16 protein-coding genes are annotated in these 20643 nt (G+C 34.4%); 8 read left to right on the plus strand and 8 right to left on the minus strand.

Annotated elements, in window-relative coordinates; genetic code table 11:
• Window positions 1–162 precede the first annotated feature (162 nt).
• The gene (gene ezrA / locus BJS11_RS00960; RefSeq protein ID WP_069995095.1) at window positions 163–1854 is read right to left on the minus strand and encodes a septation ring formation regulator EzrA; all 1692 of its coding nucleotides are present in this window, start codon (window positions 1852–1854) and stop codon (window positions 163–165) included.
• 227 nt (window positions 1855–2081) lie between these two features.
• Between ezrA and msrC the strand changes: the two genes are divergently transcribed.
• From msrC to BJS11_RS00975, 3 genes are all read left to right on the plus strand, one after another.
• Window positions 2082–2552 (plus strand): free L-methionine (R)-S-oxide reductase MsrC, encoded by a 471-nt coding sequence (gene msrC, locus BJS11_RS00965; RefSeq protein WP_069995094.1) that lies wholly within the window; start codon window positions 2082–2084, stop codon window positions 2550–2552.
• Window positions 2553–2803: 251 nt separating this feature from the next.
• Window positions 2804–3406, plus strand: a complete 603-nt coding sequence (rpsD, locus tag BJS11_RS00970; RefSeq protein ID WP_002483023.1) for a 30S ribosomal protein S4 — start codon at window positions 2804–2806, stop codon at window positions 3404–3406.
• Window positions 3407–3552: 146 nt separating this feature from the next.
• Complete coding sequence (locus tag BJS11_RS00975; RefSeq protein ID WP_069995093.1) at window positions 3553–4080, plus strand: GNAT family N-acetyltransferase; 528 nt, start codon at window positions 3553–3555, stop codon at window positions 4078–4080.
• Window positions 4081–4174: 94 nt separating this feature from the next.
• Here the strand turns inward: BJS11_RS00975 and BJS11_RS00980 are convergent, their stop codons facing one another.
• Window positions 4175–4918, minus strand: a complete 744-nt coding sequence (locus BJS11_RS00980) for a glycerophosphodiester phosphodiesterase (protein WP_069995092.1) — start codon at window positions 4916–4918, stop codon at window positions 4175–4177.
• A gap of 76 nt (window positions 4919–4994) precedes the next feature.
• Between BJS11_RS00980 and BJS11_RS00985 the strand changes: the two genes are divergently transcribed.
• From BJS11_RS00985 to serA, 3 genes are all read left to right on the plus strand, one after another.
• Window positions 4995–5435: an SACOL1771 family peroxiredoxin gene (locus BJS11_RS00985; RefSeq protein ID WP_069995091.1), complete on the plus strand. Its 441-nt coding sequence runs from the start codon at window positions 4995–4997 to the stop codon at window positions 5433–5435.
• Window positions 5436–5599: 164 nt separating this feature from the next.
• Window positions 5600–6760 carry a pyridoxal-phosphate-dependent aminotransferase family protein gene (locus BJS11_RS00990; RefSeq protein ID WP_069995090.1) on the plus strand — a complete coding sequence of 387 codons (1161 nt, stop codon included), beginning with the start codon at window positions 5600–5602 and terminating at the stop codon, window positions 6758–6760.
• A complete protein-coding gene (gene serA / locus BJS11_RS00995; RefSeq protein WP_070014048.1) occupies window positions 6753–8369 on the plus strand; it encodes a phosphoglycerate dehydrogenase in 1617 nt (538 codons plus the stop codon). The genes BJS11_RS00990 and serA overlap by 8 nt, the downstream gene beginning before the upstream one ends.
• Before the next feature lie 60 nt (window positions 8370–8429).
• On the opposite strand, the gene BJS11_RS01000 is transcribed toward serA, so the two are convergent.
• From BJS11_RS01000 to BJS11_RS01010, 3 genes are all read right to left on the minus strand, one after another.
• Window positions 8430–9551: an HAD family hydrolase gene (locus BJS11_RS01000; RefSeq protein WP_069995137.1), complete on the minus strand. Its 1122-nt coding sequence runs from the start codon at window positions 9549–9551 to the stop codon at window positions 8430–8432.
• Window positions 9552–9716: 165 nt separating this feature from the next.
• A complete protein-coding gene (gene nagE / locus BJS11_RS01005; protein ID WP_069995089.1) occupies window positions 9717–11195 on the minus strand; it encodes an N-acetylglucosamine-specific PTS transporter subunit IIBC in 1479 nt (492 codons plus the stop codon).
• Between the two features lie 169 nt (window positions 11196–11364).
• Window positions 11365–11988 (minus strand): lysophospholipid acyltransferase family protein, encoded by a 624-nt coding sequence (locus tag BJS11_RS01010; protein WP_069995088.1) that lies wholly within the window; start codon window positions 11986–11988, stop codon window positions 11365–11367.
• Between the two features lie 166 nt (window positions 11989–12154).
• On the opposite strand from BJS11_RS01010, the gene BJS11_RS01015 reads away from it, so the two are divergent.
• Window positions 12155–13456 (plus strand): S1C family serine protease, encoded by a 1302-nt coding sequence (locus tag BJS11_RS01015; protein ID WP_069995087.1) that lies wholly within the window; start codon window positions 12155–12157, stop codon window positions 13454–13456.
• Between the two features lie 663 nt (window positions 13457–14119).
• Here BJS11_RS01015 and tyrS read toward each other — a convergent pair.
• Window positions 14120–15382 (minus strand): tyrosine--tRNA ligase, encoded by a 1263-nt coding sequence (tyrS, locus tag BJS11_RS01020; RefSeq protein ID WP_069995086.1) that lies wholly within the window; start codon window positions 15380–15382, stop codon window positions 14120–14122.
• Window positions 15383–15780: 398 nt separating this feature from the next.
• Between tyrS and BJS11_RS01025 the strand changes: the two genes are divergently transcribed.
• Window positions 15781–16692, plus strand: a complete 912-nt coding sequence (locus tag BJS11_RS01025; RefSeq protein WP_069995085.1) for a biosynthetic peptidoglycan transglycosylase — start codon at window positions 15781–15783, stop codon at window positions 16690–16692.
• Window positions 16693–16813: 121 nt separating this feature from the next.
• Here the strand turns inward: BJS11_RS01025 and BJS11_RS01030 are convergent, their stop codons facing one another.
• Together BJS11_RS01030 and acsA are read right to left on the minus strand one after the other, a co-directional pair.
• Entirely contained in the window at window positions 16814–18481 is a 1668-nt protein-coding gene (locus BJS11_RS01030; protein WP_069995084.1) for a formate--tetrahydrofolate ligase, read from the minus strand.
• 400 nt (window positions 18482–18881) lie between these two features.
• Entirely contained in the window at window positions 18882–20591 is a 1710-nt protein-coding gene (gene acsA, locus BJS11_RS01035) for an acetate--CoA ligase (RefSeq protein WP_069995083.1), read from the minus strand.
• Window positions 20592–20643: the final 52 nt, after the last annotated feature.

Raw genomic sequence — 20643 nt, forward strand, 5'->3', positions numbered from 1 at the left:
ATAGTTGAAAAATTGTATACGCCTTATTTAAATATTGATTAAAAAAAGCAAATGTATTTTTAAGCATTATGACTATAAGCTATAGATTCACAAAAAACAAGTCGAGTGCATGTGCACCCGACTTGTTTTCATTTGCTTCTAATATTGTTATTACTTTTTCAATTAACCAATAACTTGTGATTCAATTTGCTTAGTAATACCTGGTTCCACACTTTCCAATGCTTGTTCAGATATTTCAATAGAACGTTTATATCTATTATTTTTAAACAGACGCTCAGCTTCATTAAGACTCTTATCAATATTTGAACTATCTTTACGATAACGGTTCCCATATTCAATTAATTTTTCTGCATACACAGCATTAACAAGTACATCCGTAGCTTCATCTTCAAATTTATTCATTTGTAGCACTACTTTAGAAACCTTATCTTTAAGTTGTTTAACATGAATAGGACGTACACTGAATTTTTTATTCACTTCTCTGACTTCATAATCAATTTCATTCTTCATAATAATGAAGCGCTCAGGTACGCTAGGTAAGTTAGAGGCCAATAATTTTCTGTAAACTTCTTCTTTTTTCGCTTGAACACGCAGGATATTTTCTTCTGCTTCTGCTTCATCTTCTCTAAGTTGAATTAAATGATTTTGTAGTTTTTCTTGTTTGTCATTGATGACAGCAACATGCTCTTCGATATATGCAAGATTATCTTGCACTTCACTGTAACGTACGGCTGATTTTGCCATTTCTCTTAAAATTTCATCATAAACAGCAATCAAATTTTGAATTTCATTTTCAAACTGTCTAACATTCTGTACATCACTTTCATTAATGTAATAATTCTCTCGAACGTATTCAATTTCAGTTTGTAATGTATAGTTCATTTCTTTTGCTTTAAATAAGTTATCAGTTATAACTTCTTTCGTTTCTTCAACTTCATTCTTAGCTTTAACTTCGTGTTCGATGAGTTCATACATTTCATCTAAACGATCATTAATACTATTTAACTTTTCGTTTGCTTCATCAAGTTCCAACCTGCTAATCATCGGCTCAACAAAACTCAACTCAGTCTTCAATGTTTGAAGCGTACTATCTATCTTCACATGGTCTAAATCATAACCTTCGACTTTCAAGTCTCTACAACCATATTTTAAATCTTGGAATTGACCAGGCAATTCTTTTTGAGCTTCTCTTATCAAATCAGGTATTTCTTGCATATCCGTTTTCAAATAATTCATATCATCATTTAACGTTTTGATATGCTCGTGTGCTTGGATATAATTTCCTTCTGATTTAAGCGTCTCAAATGTTTCCATTTCTGGTACAAATGATTCTATTTCGTGTTCTAGTGGTGCTGCTGCTTCACCAAATTGATGTCTATTTGCCAATACTTCACGTTTCATTTCTCGATAATCTGTCTTACATGCATCGTATAAATGATCGCTCTCTTTATGTAATGCCATAATTTCTTCTACTTTAGTAGTAAGGTCATTATAATTGGCTTCATATTGATCCATCATTTCGTGTGATTCGTCCACTTCAGTTTGAGCTTGTGTAAATTTAAATTTATCTAACAAGCCTTCCGCATTATGAATTTTTTCTTCAACTGGTAATAAATGTTGATTTTTACTGTCTAACGATGACTGTTTTAATCTATCATACGTTGATTTTGTCTCACCTTTTAAATTTAATTTTGTTAATTGAGACAAACTGTCATCATAAGGTAACTGTTCTACTTTAATTTTTCGTTCTTCTGCCCCTTCTATTAATTGGCTTTTATTTGAACGCATATAGAACAATACACCAACAATAATGAGTATAATAACTATAATTGCTAAAATGATATACAACACCATATGTTTTCTCCTCCTATTTTATCACTGTTCATTATAACGTAATTCACCTATCTATTAAAAGAGTAAATGAATTAATTCCTATGAATATTTCTATATTTATTATAAATTCATAGCTATTATTCATATGTAACATGTTATTCCTTGTAGTTTTTACGAATCATTTAATTGATTACTATTAAAACAGTCTTTATACTAAATGAAAAATAAAAGTGAGGTTATGCTATACTATGACACCGATTAAAGAAACAAATTATCCATTGTTAGAAAAGCAAATTGCAAGTTTAATAGAAGATGAATCTAACTTAATCGCGATTTTAAGTAATGTATCTGCCATTCTAAATGATTCAATAGATCAAATTAACTGGGTTGGCTTCTATTTAATGGAAAATAATGAATTAATACTCGGACCATTCCAAGGACATCCAGCTTGTGTACATATTCCAATTGGAAAAGGCGTCTGTGGAACAGCAGTATCGGAAAATAAAACACAATTAGTTGAAGACGTTCATGCATTTCCTGGTCATATCGCCTGTGACGCAAACAGTAAATCAGAAATTGTAGTGCCACTTCATAAAAATGGAACAATTATCGCTGTTTTGGATATTGATGCACCAATTACGAATCGTTTTAAAGATTCTGATAAAATTGCATTAGAACGCATTGTTAACGTAATCGAACAACAACTCTCGCATTCATAAATCACCAGTGTATATTACATGTAGCAACATTTTACTGTTGACAGTTACGCATATCGTGTTACAATGTACTTTGTGTGAATAAACGAAATTAGCAGTTGTATATTAGTTGGCTCTATGTTGTTCCCAACGCGGACGTGCCGTGTAACCGTAGCTATGAGGCGAGGACACATAAAACAATATATCCAAATAAGCATACAACACTCTTTTTTGTTTTTTCATAACAACAAAAGAGAAAAAGGAGGCGTCTTATTATGGCTCGATTCAGAGGTTCAAATTGGAAAAAATCACGTCGCTTAGGTATCTCACTTAGTGGAACTGGTAAGGAATTAGAAAAACGTCCTTATGCTCCAGGTCAACATGGTCCTAACCAACGTAAAAAATTATCAGAATATGCATTACAATTACGTGAAAAACAAAAGTTACGTTACTTATATGGAATGACTGAAAGACAATTCCGTAACACTTTTGAAATCGCTGGTAACCAACACGGTGTCCACGGTGAAAACTTCATGCAATTATTAGCTGCTCGTTTAGATGCAGTTGTATATTCATTAGGTTTAGCGCGTACACGTCGTCAAGCACGTCAAATCGTTAACCACGGTCACATCGAAGTTGATGGTAAACGTGTTGATATCCCATCATACACTTTAAAACCTGGTCAAGAAATTTCAGTTCGTGAAAAATCTTTAAAATTAGATATCATTGCTGAATCAGTTGAAATCAACAACTTTGTACCAGATTACTTAGAATTTGATGCTGATAACCTTAAAGGTAAATATATCCGCGTTCCAGAACGTAGTGAATTACCTGCTGAAATCAACGAACAACTTATCGTTGAGTACTACTCAAGATAAGACAATCGTTTCAACCAAGAAGTCCTTTCGACTTCTTGGTTTTTTTATGTCTTAAAAAATTTATCTAGTCCCCTATTCCAATCGTTCGTCTGAATTTACAAACACAATTTTATTCCGTATCCTATAGTTACAGAGGAGTGTTAATTGTGATTATTAGAGCATTAGAAGAAACTGATTTAGATTTTGTACACCATTTAAATAATGAATATTCCATCATGTCGTATTGGTTTGAAGAACCTTATCAATCTCTTAGTGAACTTCAAACACTATATAAAAAGCATATTTTAGATGAAGCTGAGCGTCGTTTCATTATTGAACATGAGCAAATTCGTATTGGCGTAGTTGAATTAGTTGAAATTAATTTCATCCATAGTAATTGTGAAATTCAAATTATTATTGATCCCAAATACAGTGGTAAAGGTTATGCCAAAAATGCTTTTAAAATGGCAATCGATTATGCCTTTTTAGTGTTAAACTTACATAAAATCTATTTATTTGTGGATGTTAACAATGAAAAAGCTGTCCATATTTATAAAAGCCAAAACTTTTCAATAGAAGGCACATTGCAAGAACATTTCTTCACACGCGGTGAGTACAGTGATTGCCATGTAATGGGTTTATTAAAGAAGCATTGGGTTAACCAAAATGATAATGATTTATCACATATTCGTTAAGTAAAATCAATAACGCTACCAAATATCCAAGTCTGACAAGCCCCATTATATAAGGCGAGTCAGACTTTTTTGTATTCTAGTATTTATAGTAAACTCACATCAACTTTTCTGGATTATCTGAAATTAAACCATCAACACCTAGCTCAATCAGTTTTGCTGCTGCATGCTTTTGATTTACCGTATACGGCAGCACTGACAATCCATAATCATTAGCTTTTTTTATAAATCGTCTATTTATTAATGTATATTGCGGATTAATATACTTGGCATAAGTAGATATTTTCTTAAAATTAGGCATTCTATACCAAAATTTTCTTTTACTAATTAATACGCCTAACTCATAGCCTAAATCCATAGAGGCTATGTTCTGTATACACTGCGCATCAAAAGATTGGATGATGACCTTTTCTGTCGGCATGCCGTGAACTTTTAACTGCTCAATAAGTTTATTTTCAATCTCTGAATAAAGGTGTGTTTTTTTAATTTCAATGAGTAATCTTTGAGGATAATTTTTAATTAATTCAAGTACTTCTGCCAATAATAATATCCGCTGCCCTTTAAAAGCTACACCTTTATGTATACCAAAATCAAAATGTCTCAATGCTTCCAATGTAAGACTACCAACATGCCCGCTACCATTTGAAGTGCGGTCAATCGTCTCATCATGAATCACAACAAGCTTACCATCTGCCGTACAATGTATATCAATTTCTAGTATATCAACTCCGGACTTTAATGCCGCTTCAAATGCTATGTATGTATTTTCTGGATATGCAGTTGCTAAACCTCTATGTGCAACATACAATAATTCTTTTTGTTTATGCTTTTGATTTTGCATCGACACACCCTACTTTCCTTATGACTCATTTTCATCTAAACTTAAGTTAACACATTATCTCGGGAGGTCAATCTTTATGGTACAACATGAATTTAAAGTACAAACAAAATGGGAAGGCGGCCGAGAATCGGTTGGGCAATTAAATGGTGATATCATTGACGAGCAAATGTCTATTCCAGCTGGGCTTGGAGGCAATGGTACTGGTACAAATCCAGATGAATTACTCGTTTCTGCAGCATCTTCATGCTACATTATTTCTTTAGCTGCTGTATTAGAGCGTGCAGGTTTCACTGATATTCAAATCAGTCAGTCATCTATTGGATTAGCTATATTTGAAAATACAAAGTTTAGAATGGACACAATCACACATTATCCAGAAATCACCATAGCATCTGATCAAAAAGAACGCTTAAACAAACGCCTACCACAATTGTTAAAAGTTGCAGACAACAATTGCATGATATCTAATTCACTTAGAGGAAATGTAGCTATTAAAATTTCACCCAAAATAAAATAATTTCGAAAAATTTTTATGTATGACGGAATATGATTAAAACCACATTGAATACCCTTACATTTAATATAATAGTCTTTTATTTCATCTTTTTAATACTTTTGTACTTTTATATTTTCAGAAAATTTGCTAAAATTATAAAATCTTAAGCATTGGGGGAATTAGAAATGAATTATTATCATCCATTGTTACTTACTCCTGGACCAACACCTGTCCCGGATGAAATATTACAAGCAACACAGTTGCCAATGGTCGGTCATCGGTCAAGCGATTTTGAACAAATTGCAGAAGAAGCATTTCGCGTTATTAGACCCGTTTTCGGTACTACAAATGATGTTATTATTCTCACATCAAGCGGTACAAGTGCTTTGGAATCAAGCATGCTCAATATCGCAAATCCTGAAGATGATATTGTAATTATTGTGTCTGGTGCATTTGGTAACCGTTTCAAACAAATTGCAGAAACTTATTATGAGAATGTACATATTTTCGAAGTGAACTGGGGAGAAGCTGTCAATGTTCCCGACTTTATTGATTTTTTAAAATCAATAAAAAGACCCGTGACAGCTGTATTTACACAATACTGTGAAACATCAACAACTGTGCTGCATCCAATTAATGAATTAGGAAACGCACTTAAGGCATATAATCCTTCAATTTATTATGTAGTCGATGGCGTTAGTTGTATTGGTGCTGTAGATGCAAATATGGAACGAGATCAAATTGATGTTCTAATCTCTGGAAGTCAGAAAGCCATTATGTTACCACCTGGGCTTGCTTTTGTAGCTTATAATGATCGTGCAAAAACACGTTTCAAAGAAGTAACAACCCCACGCTTTTACTTAGATTTTAATAAGTATTTAACTTCTATGGCGGATCATTCTACACCTTTCACGCCAAACGTCTCACTTTTCAGAGGTGTAAATGCATATGCACAATTAGTTAAACGAGAAGGATTAGACCAAGTGATTCAGCGTCATTATGTAATTCGTGATGCATTAAGACAAGCATTGCTAGCTTTAGATTTTGAATTACTAGTGGAATCAACATATGCCTCCCCTACTGTCACAGCTTTTATTCCTAGTACAAAGGATGAATTGAATTTTATTAAAAATGAATTAAAGCAACGCTTTGCTATTACAATTGCCGGTGGGCAAGGTCATTTAAAAGGTCAAATATTACGTATTGGTCATATGGGTCAGATATCGCCGTTTGATATTTTACAAGTCGTATCTGCATTAGAAATACTTTTATCCGAATATAGAAATCAGAATTATATCGGCACAGCTATTACAAAATACATGGAGGTCGTCAAAGCTTATGTATAAAATATTAGTTTCAGATCCAATTTCACCAGAAGGTTTAAAAAGTCTTATTGATCATCAAGATTTTGAAGTGGTAATTGATACAGATCTCAATGAGCAACAACTGATTGAAGCAATTGCGCAATATCAAGGACTCATCGTTCGCAGTCAAACACAAGTAACTCAAGCAGTAATCGAAGCAGCACCACAATTAAAAGTTATCGCTCGTGCAGGTGTAGGTGTCGATAATATCGATGTGGATGCAGCAACTAAAAATGGTGTTATCGTCATTAATGCACCAGATGGTAATACTATTTCTGCAACAGAACATTCTATGGCGATGATCTTATCAATGGCTAGAAATATTCCTCAAGCGCATCAATCACTAAAAAATGGTGAATGGGACCGCAAAACATATCGTGGCACAGAGCTTTATAATAAAACTTTAGGTGTCATTGGTGCAGGTAGAATTGGGCTTGGTGTCGCAAAACGCGCGCAAAGTTTTGGAATGCATATCCTAGCTTTTGATCCTTATTTATCAGAAGATAAAGCCAAAGAATTAAATGTTACACGTGCGAGCGTAGATGAAATTGCTGAACAAGCAGATTTTGTTACCGTACATACACCTTTGACACCTAAAACCAAGGGTATTGTCGGCAAAGCATTTTTCGACAAAGCAAAACCAACGCTACAAATTATCAATGTGGCTCGTGGCGGTATAATTGATGAAACAGCACTCATTGAGGCACTCAATGAAGGACAAATTCAAAGTGCTGCCATCGATGTTTTTGAAAGCGAACCCGCTACCGACTCACCTCTTGTTGCGCATGATAATATCATCGTCACACCTCACTTAGGTGCATCTACAGTTGAAGCACAAGAAAAAGTCGCAGTATCTGTTGCAAATGAAATTGTAGATATTTTCGAAAATGGCAATGTTTTAAATGCAATTAACGCACCTAAGATGACTTATAGTGAAATTAATGAGGAATTAAAGCCATATATAGAATTAAGCCGAATTACAGGTGAAGTTGGAATTCAATTACTTGAAAAAGCCCCACGTGAACTTCACATTAAATACGAAGGTGACATCGCGTTGGATGATACGAGTTTGTTAACTAGAACACTTGTATCCGGAGTATTAAAACAAGATTTAGCTGAACGTGTTAATCTAATCAACGCCCTCGTATTACTGAATGAACAAGACGTATCTTACAATATTGAAAAAAATACAAAACATCGTGGGTTCAGTAATTATATTGAACTTACTTTGATTAATAAAGATACTCAAATTAAAATTGGTGCTACTGTCTTGAATGGTTATGGCCCACGTATTGTCCGTATTAATGACTATCCTGTAGACTTTAAACCTGAACGTCACCAACTTGTTATTAATCATAACGATAGACCTGGGATTGTTGGACGTACGGGTCAAATATTAGGTGAATATGAAATTAATATTGCTTCAATGCACCTTGGCCGTATTCACCAAGGTGGCAATGCATTAATGATATTATCCATTGATCACCCTGCTACAGAAGAAGTGATTGATGCTTTATATGCTATTGAAGGATTTAACTTAATCAGAAGTGTTGAATTAGAATTACCACAGCAATCAAACTATTCTATTTAAAATACAAACATGATAAAACAGAGACAACCATTACGTTGCCTCTGTTTTGTCATGTTTTAATTACAATAAAATATTTCTAATATCTCCCACATGATCAACAATGTAATCTGCGCCATGTGCTTCTAACTCTGTTCTTGCAGCTTGACCTTTAAGCCCTGTTAACGGACCTATAAATGTTGCACCAATTGTCTTGGCACTTAGTAAATCTGCTAGTGAGTCACCGACGATAAACACTTCATCCTTTTTAACGCGATGTGTTTGATTTGTCGCATAATGTTTATAATTATTTTGATCATTACCATCCAAAGCAATTAAATAACTAAATGGATTAGGTTTACCTAATGGCTTAAGTTCTGGATATATATCTTCGGCAATTAATACTTCACTTGCAGTTCCTATGTAATGCTCTTCAAACAATGATTTAATCCCTAACGCCTCAAAAGGTACGATTGTTTCTGTGCGTGGTCTTCCCGTTGCAATTGCAATATGATAATCTGCAGCTTTTAAATCGATAAGTAATTGTTTGATTTCTGCTACTGGTCTTAACACGACTTCATTATAAATATAACCTTCTTTAAATGTTGTTCGTTTCGTTTTTTGTTCTACTTCACTATATAATTGATGCCCTAGATACCATTCCTGATAAATTTCCTGTGCTAATAACCAAAATGGACTTTTCAGTTCAAATAAAGCGCCTTGTTGTGTGTCTAATTGCTCATTCGCATGTGCTGCTAACGCTTGATAAATATTATCTTTACCCGCTTTCACTCCATCTAAAAATGTTAATGGCACGCTAAAATCTAAAGAAACATCCGTTGCATGCGCACCAACATTTTGTAATGTTTGTTGATTGAAACGGTTCTCATCAAGTACAGTTTCCTGTAATCCTCTGGGCAATGACTTACAAACCTCAATAAAGTGAAGTGCGATGACAATAAATAACATATCCCAATTCGAATTAAGCCCTAGTGATTTTAAACGTGTTAAAATATCATCATGATAAAAAACAATCGCTCTTATCTCTTTAATCTGTTTATCACTCAAGTTATCGAATTGAATTGACGAGTCTAAACCTAAGTACGATTGACTCATAAGCATTTCATAAACTGTAAGCGCAGATACATCGAAGCATCTTTCTTCACTTAAAAATACACCATCCACATCAAATAATACTGACTTCATCATCTATGCACTCCTTTAATCAGAAAATTCTGATACTATTATATCCTACTATCTAAAATTTAAAAGAGCAATCCATTTTACTAATTCACTAAAAAATAAATAAAAAAACATCTAACAATATATGAAATAAAATAATTCATATTGCTAGATGTCCATAAATTAAAACTATTTTTCCATTTGTGTTTCAATCTCATCAGCGACTTGCTGAACTTGTGTACCAATAATAACTTGTGTATTATGTTTACCACTTTGTGTAACACCAACGGCACCCGCGCCTTTAATTTTAGCTTCATCGATTTTACTGTTATCATGCAATTCTATTCTTAAACGCGTTGCACAATTGGTTAAAGTCATAATATTAGACTTGCCTCCTAGCCCTTCTAATAACTGACTCGCTGTATGCGTATATTTATTTGATGTTCCTGCTTCTGTGTCAGGTGTATCACCAGTTGTAGCACTATCAGAAGTTGGATCAGGTAATAAATTATCTCCGCGACCAGGTGTATTTAATTTCAAGAATCTAATAGCTAATCTAAATACAACATAGTAAATCACAAAGAACGCCAATCCTTGTAGAAGCAACATATAAGGTTGGTTCGCAACCGGATTAATCAGTGACAAGACATAATCAATTAAACCAGCACTGAATGAAAATCCTGCAGTCCAATGGAACAAGGCAGCTATAAACATAGACAAGCCTGTTAAAAATGCATGTATCACAAATAATACGGGCGCAACAAACATGAATGAAAATTCAATCGGTTCTGTCACACCTACGAAAAATGCAGATATCGCACCACCAAACATCAACCCATAGACACGTTTTTTCTGCTTGGTTTCAGCAGTATGATACATCGCTAATGCCGCAGCTGGAATACCAAACATCATTACTGGGAAGAAACCAGCCATATAGCGGCCAGTCACACCGTGCACTGCACCATCACCTGTTTGGAATTTCGCAATATCATTTATACCTGCTAAATCAAACCAAAATACAGAATTTAAAGCATGATGTAATCCTGTAGGAATTAATAAACGGTTAAAGAAACCATATAAGAAAGCACCAAATGGCCCCATATCTAAAATCCATGTCCCAAATATAACAATTGCTGCATATATATACGGCCATACAAATAACATAATCACTGCTAAAATAATGCTAAAGAATGCTGTTAAAATAGGTACTAAACGTTTACCACTAAAGAATGATAATGCAGTTGGTAATTCAGTCTTACTAAATTTGTTATAGGTATAAGCCGCAATTAAACCAATGATTAACCCTATAAATACATTTGAGTTATTCATTTGAATAAATGCATCATCCACACCAGTTTCTTTAATCCCTAATAATGGTGCTAACTTTTTAGGACTCAAAACGACTGTAGTTAAAAAGAAACCGACTGCCGCTGCTAATGCAACTGCCCCGTCATTTTTCTTAGCCATCCCAAGTGCTACCCCAATCGCAAATAGTATCCCTAACTGTTCTAGTAATGTAGTACCAGCTGATGAGAAAAATGCTGCAACTGTGGGCAAAACACCCATAGCAGTTAACGCATTCCCAATTCCTGTAATAATTGCTGCCGCCGGTAATACCGCTACTGGAAGCATCAATGATCTACCTAGTCTTTGAAAAAAACTAAACATAAACATCCCTCTTTTCAAGATCATTAGTCATACGAAAAAACATCACATGCACAATATTGTCCACGTGATGTTGGAAACGTATCCTAACTGTTATTGTACAGTTAAATAATACCATATAATTTAAATAACTCGTATACTTTTTTAAAATACAAAAATATGAATTTGCAATTTAATTCTTATTATTCATATATTCATTTAATTCTGATTGTAATTGTATCGTTTTGCGTTCGAGTTCTTTCGTTAAATATTCTAATTTCTCATTACGTTTCATCGTTTTTGGTAAATTTTTCGTTTCAATTGGTTCACCAAATTTGATGACAGCTTTACCAGTCACTAAGCCTTTGATCTTATTCGGACCGACATATGCTGCTGGCAAAATTGGAGCCTCTGCCATTAACGCAATTGTAACAGCACCACGTTTCATAGGCGCACCTTCGTTATATTTCATACGCTGTCCAGTAGGAAATATACCAACCGTTTTATTTTCTTTCAATAATTTAATCGGCTTTTTTAATGTACTTGGTCCTGGATTTTCTCTATCAACAGGAAATGCATTTAATGACGTTAAGAATTTCCCAAACCATTTATTATTAAACAATTCTTTCTTAGCCATATAATGAATTTGATTTGGATAAATAGCAATTCCTAACATTATCACTTCATTATAACTCTCATGCGTACATGTCACTAAATATCTATGTAGTTGAGGTATATTCTCTTTCCCTTGTACTTCCAACGACTTGCTCATTTTAATAATGATTAATTTTAACAAACCACTAATAAATTTATACATGTTCTCACCTGCTTCGTTTGGCTTTTATTTACTCATTGATTTTATCATTTAGTGACTTTATGAACAAGGACATTTACATTTCAGTCTAAAGTCGTATAGTGATATACTAGAAAAAGTTGTAATAAACTTTCATAATAGTAAATATAGTAAACAATGGAGGTAGCAAATGTCAGAATATAACAATGGAAATTACACAAACGATCATAGCAATAACCAACACCCACAACACGCAGTGCCTTCTCAGCAATCGCAGACACGATTAAAACCCAAGTTCCCTTGGTTTAAAACAATCATTGTCGCATTAGCTGCTGGTATTATCGGTGCATTATTTGTACTAGGTATTGGCAAAATCATCGAAAGTACTTTGTTCGATGAAGGCGGCTCATCCGTAAATGAAGCTTCCAATAGCAGTCATGGTGGTAATACACTTGATGGAAAAAGTGAAAAATATGATTCAGTCAATCAAATGATTAATGATGTTTCGCCCTCTATCGTAGGTGTTATAAACATGCAGAAAGCACAAAATTTAGATGATCTATTAAAAGGTAAATCTTCTAAATCTCAAGAAGCTGGTGTCGGATCAGGCGTTATTTATCAAAAAAATAATGGATCTGCTTATATCGTAACGAATAACCACGTCATAGATGGCGCAAGTGAAATTAAAGTTCAGTTACATAATTCTAAACAAGTAGATGCCAAAGTCATTGGTAAAGATGCTTTAACAGATATTGCTGTACTTAAAATTAATGATGCAAAAGGTACGAAAGCAATTGATTTCGCGAATTCTACTAAAGTGAAGACAGGCGATAGCGTCTTTGCAATGGGAAATCCACTCGGTTTAGAATTTGCCAATTCTGTAACATCAGGTATTATTTCAGCAAACGAGCGTACGATTGATACACAAACATCAGCAGGAGCAAACAAAGTAAATGTCCTACAAACTGATGCTGCAATTAATCCAGGTAATTCAGGTGGTGCTCTAGTCGATATCAATGGTAACCTTGTTGGTATTAACTCAATGAAAATTGCGAGTGACCAAGTTGAAGGATTAGGCTTTGCAATTCCAAGTAACGAAGTGAAAGTAACGATTAAACAACTTGTAGAAAACGGAAAAATCGTGCGCCCTTCTATCGGTATTGGTCTATTGAATGTCAGTGAAATTCCTGAACAGTATAAGGACGAACTTAAGACTAACCGTAAAGATGGTGCTTATGTTGCTAAAGTCGAATCAGATAGTGGACTTAAAGAAGGCGATATTATCACAAAAATAGATAATCAAACTGTCAAAGAAGATACAGACATTCGCTCATATTTATATCAACACAAAAAGCCAGGTGAAAAAGTCAAATTAACAATTGACCGTGACGGCAAGACTCAAACTGTTGAAATTACTTTAAAAGAACAAAAGGCTTCATCAAGTAGTGCATCTAAAGATTCAGAAAGTGAAAGCGAATCCCCTTTTAATTAAGTCATAAGAAAAGCCAACACTACTCAAATTTACGGTTTCAGACCATTGACAAACCCTTCGCAAATTAATGCGAAGGGTTTGTTTATTTCTATTTATATAGCTTTTACTGTAAATTCCAAAATGAGATACTTCATCTAAACTTTATATATTAAATACCAACGTAAACTACTTTGTTTATATTCTTTTTTCTTCGGCTCATTGATTTAATACTAAAAAATATTTTATATTTCTTTTACCAATTGATTTGGTCCACGTAATAAACACTACCCCTGTTTAATTTACATATATTCTATTTTTTAATATTGGCAGTAATTTATGCCGACTCCTTCGAGAATAGCACTAGCCAAAGACCACAGGCAAAGACAGTGCCAGCGGAAAGCGTGCATAAAAAAACTGCCAACAAGGTCGGAGACTTTGTCGACAGTTTGAAGAGCATGGGACAAAAATAGATGTCTCAGGCTCTTATCAAATTAGGCAGTAGATGACTGAATTGAAAATATAAAGTCTCACTGCTTTAATTTATTAAGTTAGTGAGACTTATGCATGAGCTTCAGCTCAGGTAAACATTTCAACCCTAGTCATCCTTGCTGGGGTGGGACTACGAAATCTTTATTAGAGAAATGGATTTCTGTCCCACTCCTTTATTTTTATCTTGTGCCAAATTTACTTGTAATTCACCATGTAGTATTTTTTCTTACCACGACGAATAATCGTAAATTCATTAGCTATTTTATCAGCATCTGTAAGTTCATAATTCACATCTTGTTGTCTTACACCATTAATATAAATCGCACCATTATTGACATCTTCACGCGCTTGACGTTTTGAAGATGAAATGCCCGTTTCAACAATAGCTTCTACGATATTAGTAGTGTCATTACTCAGTTCAACTTGTGGCACATCTTTGAAGCCTGCTTTCAATTCCGTAGCAGATAACGATTGCAAGTCTCCTGCAAATAACGCTTTAGAAATACGTACTGCATCATCGAGAGCCTCTTGTCCATGAATAAAACGCGTAACATTTTCAGCCAATGCTTTCTGTGCTTCACGTAAATGCGGTGCCTCAGTCATAGATTGTTCCAATGCTTCAATTTCTTCTTTTTCCAAGAATGTGAAGTATTTTAAGAATTTAATCACATCGTCATCAGTTGTGTTAATCCAGAATTGGTAAAATTCATATGGACTTGTCTTTTCAGCATCTAACCAAACAGCGCCACCTTCTGTTTTACCAAATTTCTTACCATCGGATTTTACAACTAATGGTATTGTCAATCCGTAAGCTTCCGTTTGACCATACATACGACGCATTAATTCAATGCCACTCGTAATATTTCCCCATTGATCTGATCCACCTACTTGAATCTTACAATTATACGTTTTGTTTAAATGTCCAAAATCAATTGCTTGTAGAATTGTATATGTGAACTCTGTGTAAGAGATACCATGTTCTAAACGTGTTTGAATAGAATCTTTACCTAACATGTAATTCACACCAACATGTTTACCGTAGTCTCTCAAGAAATCAATTAAAGAAATTTGACCTAACCAGTCTTTATTATTTACTAATTTAGCACCTTGTTCAGTATCAAATTCAAATATTTTATGCATTTGTTGACTGATGCCTTGAACATTTAATTCCACTTGTTCTTCTGTTTGCAATGTACGTTCCTCTGATTTACCAGACGGATCACCAATCATACCCGTACCGCCACCAATTAATACAAGTGGACGATGACCATGTTCTTGAAAACGACGTAACGTTAAGAACGGTAATAAGTGACCAATATGCAAGCTATCAGCTGTTGGATCTGCACCACAATACAAAGTTACTTGTTCTTTATTCAATACTGTTTCAATACCTGTTTCATCCGTTTGTTGATAAATTAAGCCTCTCCATTGTAAATCTTCTAAAAGTGCATTTGCCATTGTATCAGCCTCCTATTTTTTAGATACGGTTTTGGATTAAGATGTGAAAATTGAGTAAGATAGTGAATAATGTTATTTTGCTTTTTAAAAATATAAAAACGCCCCTACAAATTACTGTAAGGGCGCATGCGCACGGTACCACCATACTTTAAGTCAATCAACTTTATTAATGATACGTTCATTAACTAAAACGTTTGGATCTTACTCAATCAGGTGTATTCACACATTGTTTATCATTAGTTCACAGCAACCACTAACTCTCTTAAGATAACACAACATGCTACTTCTCCTTCATCCAAAAACGATATCGAATTGATATTAATTATAAGTAACTCTATTTTAAAAGTCAATCATGTAAAATATGTTATAATATTGCTTAACTAAGAAGGAGGTTATACATGAGTCAACAAACAGCTGATAATAATATGGACATACAACATGAAGCAACTAAATTAGAAAAATTCGAACGTGTATATAAAAAAATCAAACATATATTCATAGGCCTGTTTGCAATACTTGCATGTACCTCAGTCATTTTATTAGCAGTTACTGTATTTTATTTTCAACATTTAACACAGTCATCCATAAACATGTCTGATGAATCATTAAGATTAAAATTAGTGAATATTGCAGGCACCCAAGATATTGATTATGACAATCGCAATATTCTTGCTGAATATAACCAATCAATGAATCCACTCATCGTAGGACCACAAGGCGTAAATAAAAATGTTATCAAGGCTTTAACCGCTTCCGAAGATAGTTTGTACTTCAAACACAATGGTATCTTACCGAAAGCTTTGTTGCGTGCTGTCGGTCAAGATGTATTCAATTCACAATCTGCGACAGGTGGTAGTACGATTACACAACAATTAGTCAAAAATCAGGTGTTAACGAATGAAAAAACATATCATCGTAAAGCGAACGAATTGGTGCTTTCTATGCGTGCGGAGCAGGTTCTTACAAAAGATGAAATCATCTATACTTATTTGAATATAGTGCCTTTTGGACGTGATTATAATGGTAACAATATATCAGGTATTGCGTCAGCTTCTTATAGTTTGTTTGGTAAGCCACCTTCAGATATTAATGTTGCTGAATCGGCATATCTTGTAGGTTTATTGCAAAGTCCGTATTACTATACTCCTTACGAAGAAAATGGTTCACTGAAGCCTGATAATCAAATTCAAATCGGGCTTAACAGACAGCATTACGTACTAAAACGTATGCTAGTTGAGAAGAAAATTACAGAACATACGTTTAAACAAGCAGAACACTATAATATTAAACAGCATCTTTTGACAAAATAAGGGAGCATGTGTTAAATCTCATCATTACGATAGATCTCAACACTGCTCCCTTATTTTATGTTATTTAGCTTAACTTTACCTTGTTAATGGCTAAAGTTCCATGTCATATGCTTTTATTTTATTAGAAGAGTCCTACTGCATGTCCATCATCAGTAACATCCATATTTAATGCTGCTGGTTTCTTAGGTAGACCTGGCATAGTCATAATCGCACCAGTTAATGCGACGATGAATCCTGCACCAGTTTTTGCTTCTAACTCACGAATCGTAATTTCGAAGCCTTCTGGCGCACCTAATTGCGTTGCATCATCTGTAAATGAATATTGCGTTTTAGCCATACAAATTGGATAATGATCCCAACCATTGTCTTTAAATTGGTTTAATTGTTTTTGTGCTTTGCTACTGAAAGTAACTTTAGCGCCACCATAAATTTCTTTGACAATTGTTTCGATTTTATCTTCTAATGGTTGTTCTAGTTCGTAAAGATGTTTGAATGTTTGAGGTTGCTCAATGACTTCTAGCACTTCATTTGCTAAATCAATGCCACCTTTACCACCTTTTTCCCAAACCTCTGTTAACGCTAAACGAACACCATTATCTTTCGCCCATTGTTGTACAAATTCAGTTTCAGCATCTGTATCGTGAACGAATGCATTTAATGCTACAACTGGTTCTAAACCATATTTTTTCACATTTTTAACATGACGTTCTAAGTTAACAATACCTTGTTTCAATGCTTCTACATTTTCTTCTTTTAAGTTATCTTTTGCTACTCCACCGTGCATCTTAAGCGCACGAATAGTTGCTACTACAACAACTGCTGAAGGTTCGAAACCTGCTTCACGTGCTTTAATATCGATGAATTTTTCAGCACCTAAGTCTGAACCAAACCCTGCTTCTGTTACAACAATGTCTGATAAATCTCTCGCTGTTTCAGTTGCTAAAATTGAGTTACAACCATGTGCGATATTAGCAAATGGACCTCCGTGTACTAACGCTGGAGTACCTTCAATCGTTTGCACTAAATTTGGTTTAATGGCATCTTTTAAAATCATTGCCAATGCACCTTCAACTTTTAAATCTGCTACAGTAACTGGTTTGTGACTACGTGTATATCCAATAGTTATTTTACTAATTTTTTCTTTTAAATCTTTAATGTCATTAGCTAAACAAAGAATAGCCATGATCTCCGATGCAACTGTAATATTGAAACCATCTTCACGCGGCACACCTTGTGTTGGTCCACCTAAACCTACAATCACATTACGTAGTGCACGGTCATTCATATCTAACACACGTTTCCACTCTATTCGACGTTGGTCGATTTCTAATTCATTACCTTGGTGGATATGGTTATCAATAAATGCAGACAGTGCATTATTTGCTGTTGTAATAGCATGGAAATCTCCGTTAAAGTGTAAATTAATATCTTCCATCGGTAACACTTGTGCATAACCGCCACCTGTTGCACCACCTTTAATTCCAAAAGTAGGTCCTAAGGCTGGTTCACGTAATGCGACCATGACATTCTTTTTAAGTTGATTAAATGCATCTGCTAAACCAACTGTAACAGTCGATTTACCTTCTCCAGCAGGTGTTGGGCTCATTGCAGTTACTAAAACCACTTTCCCTTTACCATTTTGTTGTTGAACTTGATTAATATCAATCTTCGCCTTGTAATGACCATATGGTTCAAGTGCCTCCGCAGGGATACCTGCTTTTTCAGCTATTTCTCCTATTGGTTTAAGTGTAGATTGATTTGCAATATCTAAATCAGATAAGTGTGCCAAATTCATTCGCCCCTTCTTAAAATAAATTTTAAATCAATAATCTTTATATATTCCCATATATACTATTGATAAAAATAAATCCTTACATGTCTAATTTTAACCAAATTACATTGCAATGTCGACAAATTGCGATAGCGCTTACAGATTTTTTATACACAAAATTGTAAATTTTACCCTCATCTATACACTAATAATGTACTATTACACAATGGAATACCGAAAGTATTATTAAAATATTGTTTTCAATTTTTCAATAATAATAGCTATATCCATATAAAACTGATGGATATAGCCGTGATATTACATTTAATATTTAAATAAGCGTACATTACTACTCACTAAAGTAGATAAAATCATTTCAAATTATAATGATACCTTATCTATCATTTTATAATTCAACTTAATCTTCCATCGTACTTAAATCACCTTCAGGCAAATCAAGTTCCCAGGCTTTAAGCACACGACGCATAATTTTACCTGAGCGTGTCTTAGGTAGCTTCTCTTTAAATTCAATTTCTCTAGGAGCCGCATGTGCAGCTAAACCTTCTTTTACAAATTTGCGTATTTCTTCTTTTAGTTCATCTGATTCATGATAACCATTACGCAATGCTACAAATGCTTTAATAATTTCTCCACGAACTGGATCTGGTTTACCTATCACACCTGCTTCAGCTACCGCTTCATGCTCTACTAACTTAGATTCTACCTCGAAAGGACCCACACGTTCGCCTGCAGTCATGATTACATCATCTACACGTCCTTGGAACCAATAATAACCGTCTTCATCTTTATAAGCCGAATCACCTGATACATACCAATCACCTATAAAGTAGGATTCATATTTTTCCGGATTCTTCCAAATTGATACCATCATTGATGGCCATCCTTTTTTGATTGCTAAATTACCCATGCGATTCGAAGGTAATTCATTACCTTGGTCATCAATAATTGCTGCTTCTACACCAGGTAATGGTTTGCCCATTGAACCTAATTTTACATCCATAGATGGATAATTTACTATCATATGCCCACCAGTTTCAGTCATCCACCACGTATCTAACACACGTTTACCATATACATCCTTCGCCCATTTGATAACTTCAGGATTTAACGGTTCTCCTACAGATAAGATTGTTTTAAGTGATGAGAGATCATACTTTTCAACAATATCATCACCCGCACTCATTAACATTCTCAATGCGGTCGGCGCTGTATACCAAATTGTTACTTTAAAGGTTTCAATCATGCCATACCAAGCTTCTGGTGAGAAACGTCCACCTGCAATACAATTCGTCACACCATTCAACCAAGGGCTAAATATGCCATATGATGTTCCCGTAACCCAACCTGGATCTGCAGTACACCAATAGACATCGTCTTCTTGAAAATCTAAAACATACTTACCAGAAACGTAATGTAATAACATCGCTCTTTGCGCATGTAATACACCCTTTGGTTGCCCTGTAGATCCTGAAGTATAATGTAAAATCAAACCATCATCTAGTGATAACCATTCTGTTTCAAACTCATCTTTAGCTTTGTTAAATTCAGTATTAAAATCCACATATTCGGCATCAACATCGTCATCTACAACTACGATTGTTTCTAAATGTGGAAGCTTGTCTTTAGGAATTCTTGGCAATAGCGCATTTGTGGTAATAATTACTTTAGCTTCACTATTTTCCAAACGATCACCTACTGCTTTTTCCATAAAAGCTTCAAATAACGGACCAACTATAGCGCCAATCTTTAATGTGCCAAATAATGCAAAGTATAATTCAGGCGTTCTAGGCATAAATATAAATACTCGATCACCTTTTGCTACATTCGCTTTATCTTTAAGTACATTTGCAGCTTTATTTGTATTTGCTTGCATTTCCTTAAATGTATATTGCTCTTGGCGATTATCATCTTTATAATGCAAAGCAATTTTATCACCTTTGCCCTCATCTACATGGCGATCAATACATTCATGCGCCATATTAACATTACCAGATTCATGCCATGAAAATACTTTTTCAACTTCGTTCCAATCAAAATTTTGATATGTCTTCTCATAATCTTGAAGATTGAAATCTCCATTTTCCCCTTTGTAAACTTCTACTTTCATTTTAAATCCCCCTCTGAATGAAATCGCTTACTTAAAAAGTATTATAACGGAC

It is taken from the genome of Staphylococcus caeli (assembly GCF_900097965.1).
Classification (GTDB): domain Bacteria; phylum Bacillota; class Bacilli; order Staphylococcales; family Staphylococcaceae; genus Staphylococcus; species Staphylococcus caeli.

Bases quoted from the DNA above. Each gene is read 5' to 3' on its own strand.
- BJS11_RS01000 (WP_069995137.1), bottom strand. From the start codon at position 9,551: ATGAAGTCAGTATTATTTGATGTGGATGGTGTATTTTTAAGTGAAGAA.
- BJS11_RS01025 (WP_069995085.1), top strand. From the start codon at position 15,781: ATGAGTCAACAAACAGCTGATAATAATATGGACATACAACATGAAGCA.
- rpsD (WP_002483023.1), top strand. From the start codon at position 2,804: ATGGCTCGATTCAGAGGTTCAAATTGGAAAAAATCACGTCGCTTAGGT.
- acsA (WP_069995083.1), bottom strand. From the start codon at position 20,591: ATGAAAGTAGAAGTTTACAAAGGGGAAAATGGAGATTTCAATCTTCAA.
- BJS11_RS00985 (WP_069995091.1), top strand. From the start codon at position 4,995: ATGGTACAACATGAATTTAAAGTACAAACAAAATGGGAAGGCGGCCGA.
- nagE (WP_069995089.1), bottom strand. From the start codon at position 11,195: ATGTTTAGTTTTTTTCAAAGACTAGGTAGATCATTGATGCTTCCAGTA.
- BJS11_RS00990 (WP_069995090.1), top strand. From the start codon at position 5,600: ATGAATTATTATCATCCATTGTTACTTACTCCTGGACCAACACCTGTC.
- BJS11_RS00980 (WP_069995092.1), bottom strand. From the start codon at position 4,918: ATGCAAAATCAAAAGCATAAACAAAAAGAATTATTGTATGTTGCACAT.
- msrC (WP_069995094.1), top strand. From the start codon at position 2,082: ATGACACCGATTAAAGAAACAAATTATCCATTGTTAGAAAAGCAAATT.
- tyrS (WP_069995086.1), bottom strand. From the start codon at position 15,382: ATGGCAAATGCACTTTTAGAAGATTTACAATGGAGAGGCTTAATTTAT.
- BJS11_RS01015 (WP_069995087.1), top strand. From the start codon at position 12,155: ATGTCAGAATATAACAATGGAAATTACACAAACGATCATAGCAATAAC.
- serA (WP_070014048.1), top strand. From the start codon at position 6,753: ATGTATAAAATATTAGTTTCAGATCCAATTTCACCAGAAGGTTTAAAA.
- ezrA (WP_069995095.1), bottom strand. From the start codon at position 1,854: ATGGTGTTGTATATCATTTTAGCAATTATAGTTATTATACTCATTATT.
- BJS11_RS01010 (WP_069995088.1), bottom strand. From the start codon at position 11,988: ATGTATAAATTTATTAGTGGTTTGTTAAAATTAATCATTATTAAAATG.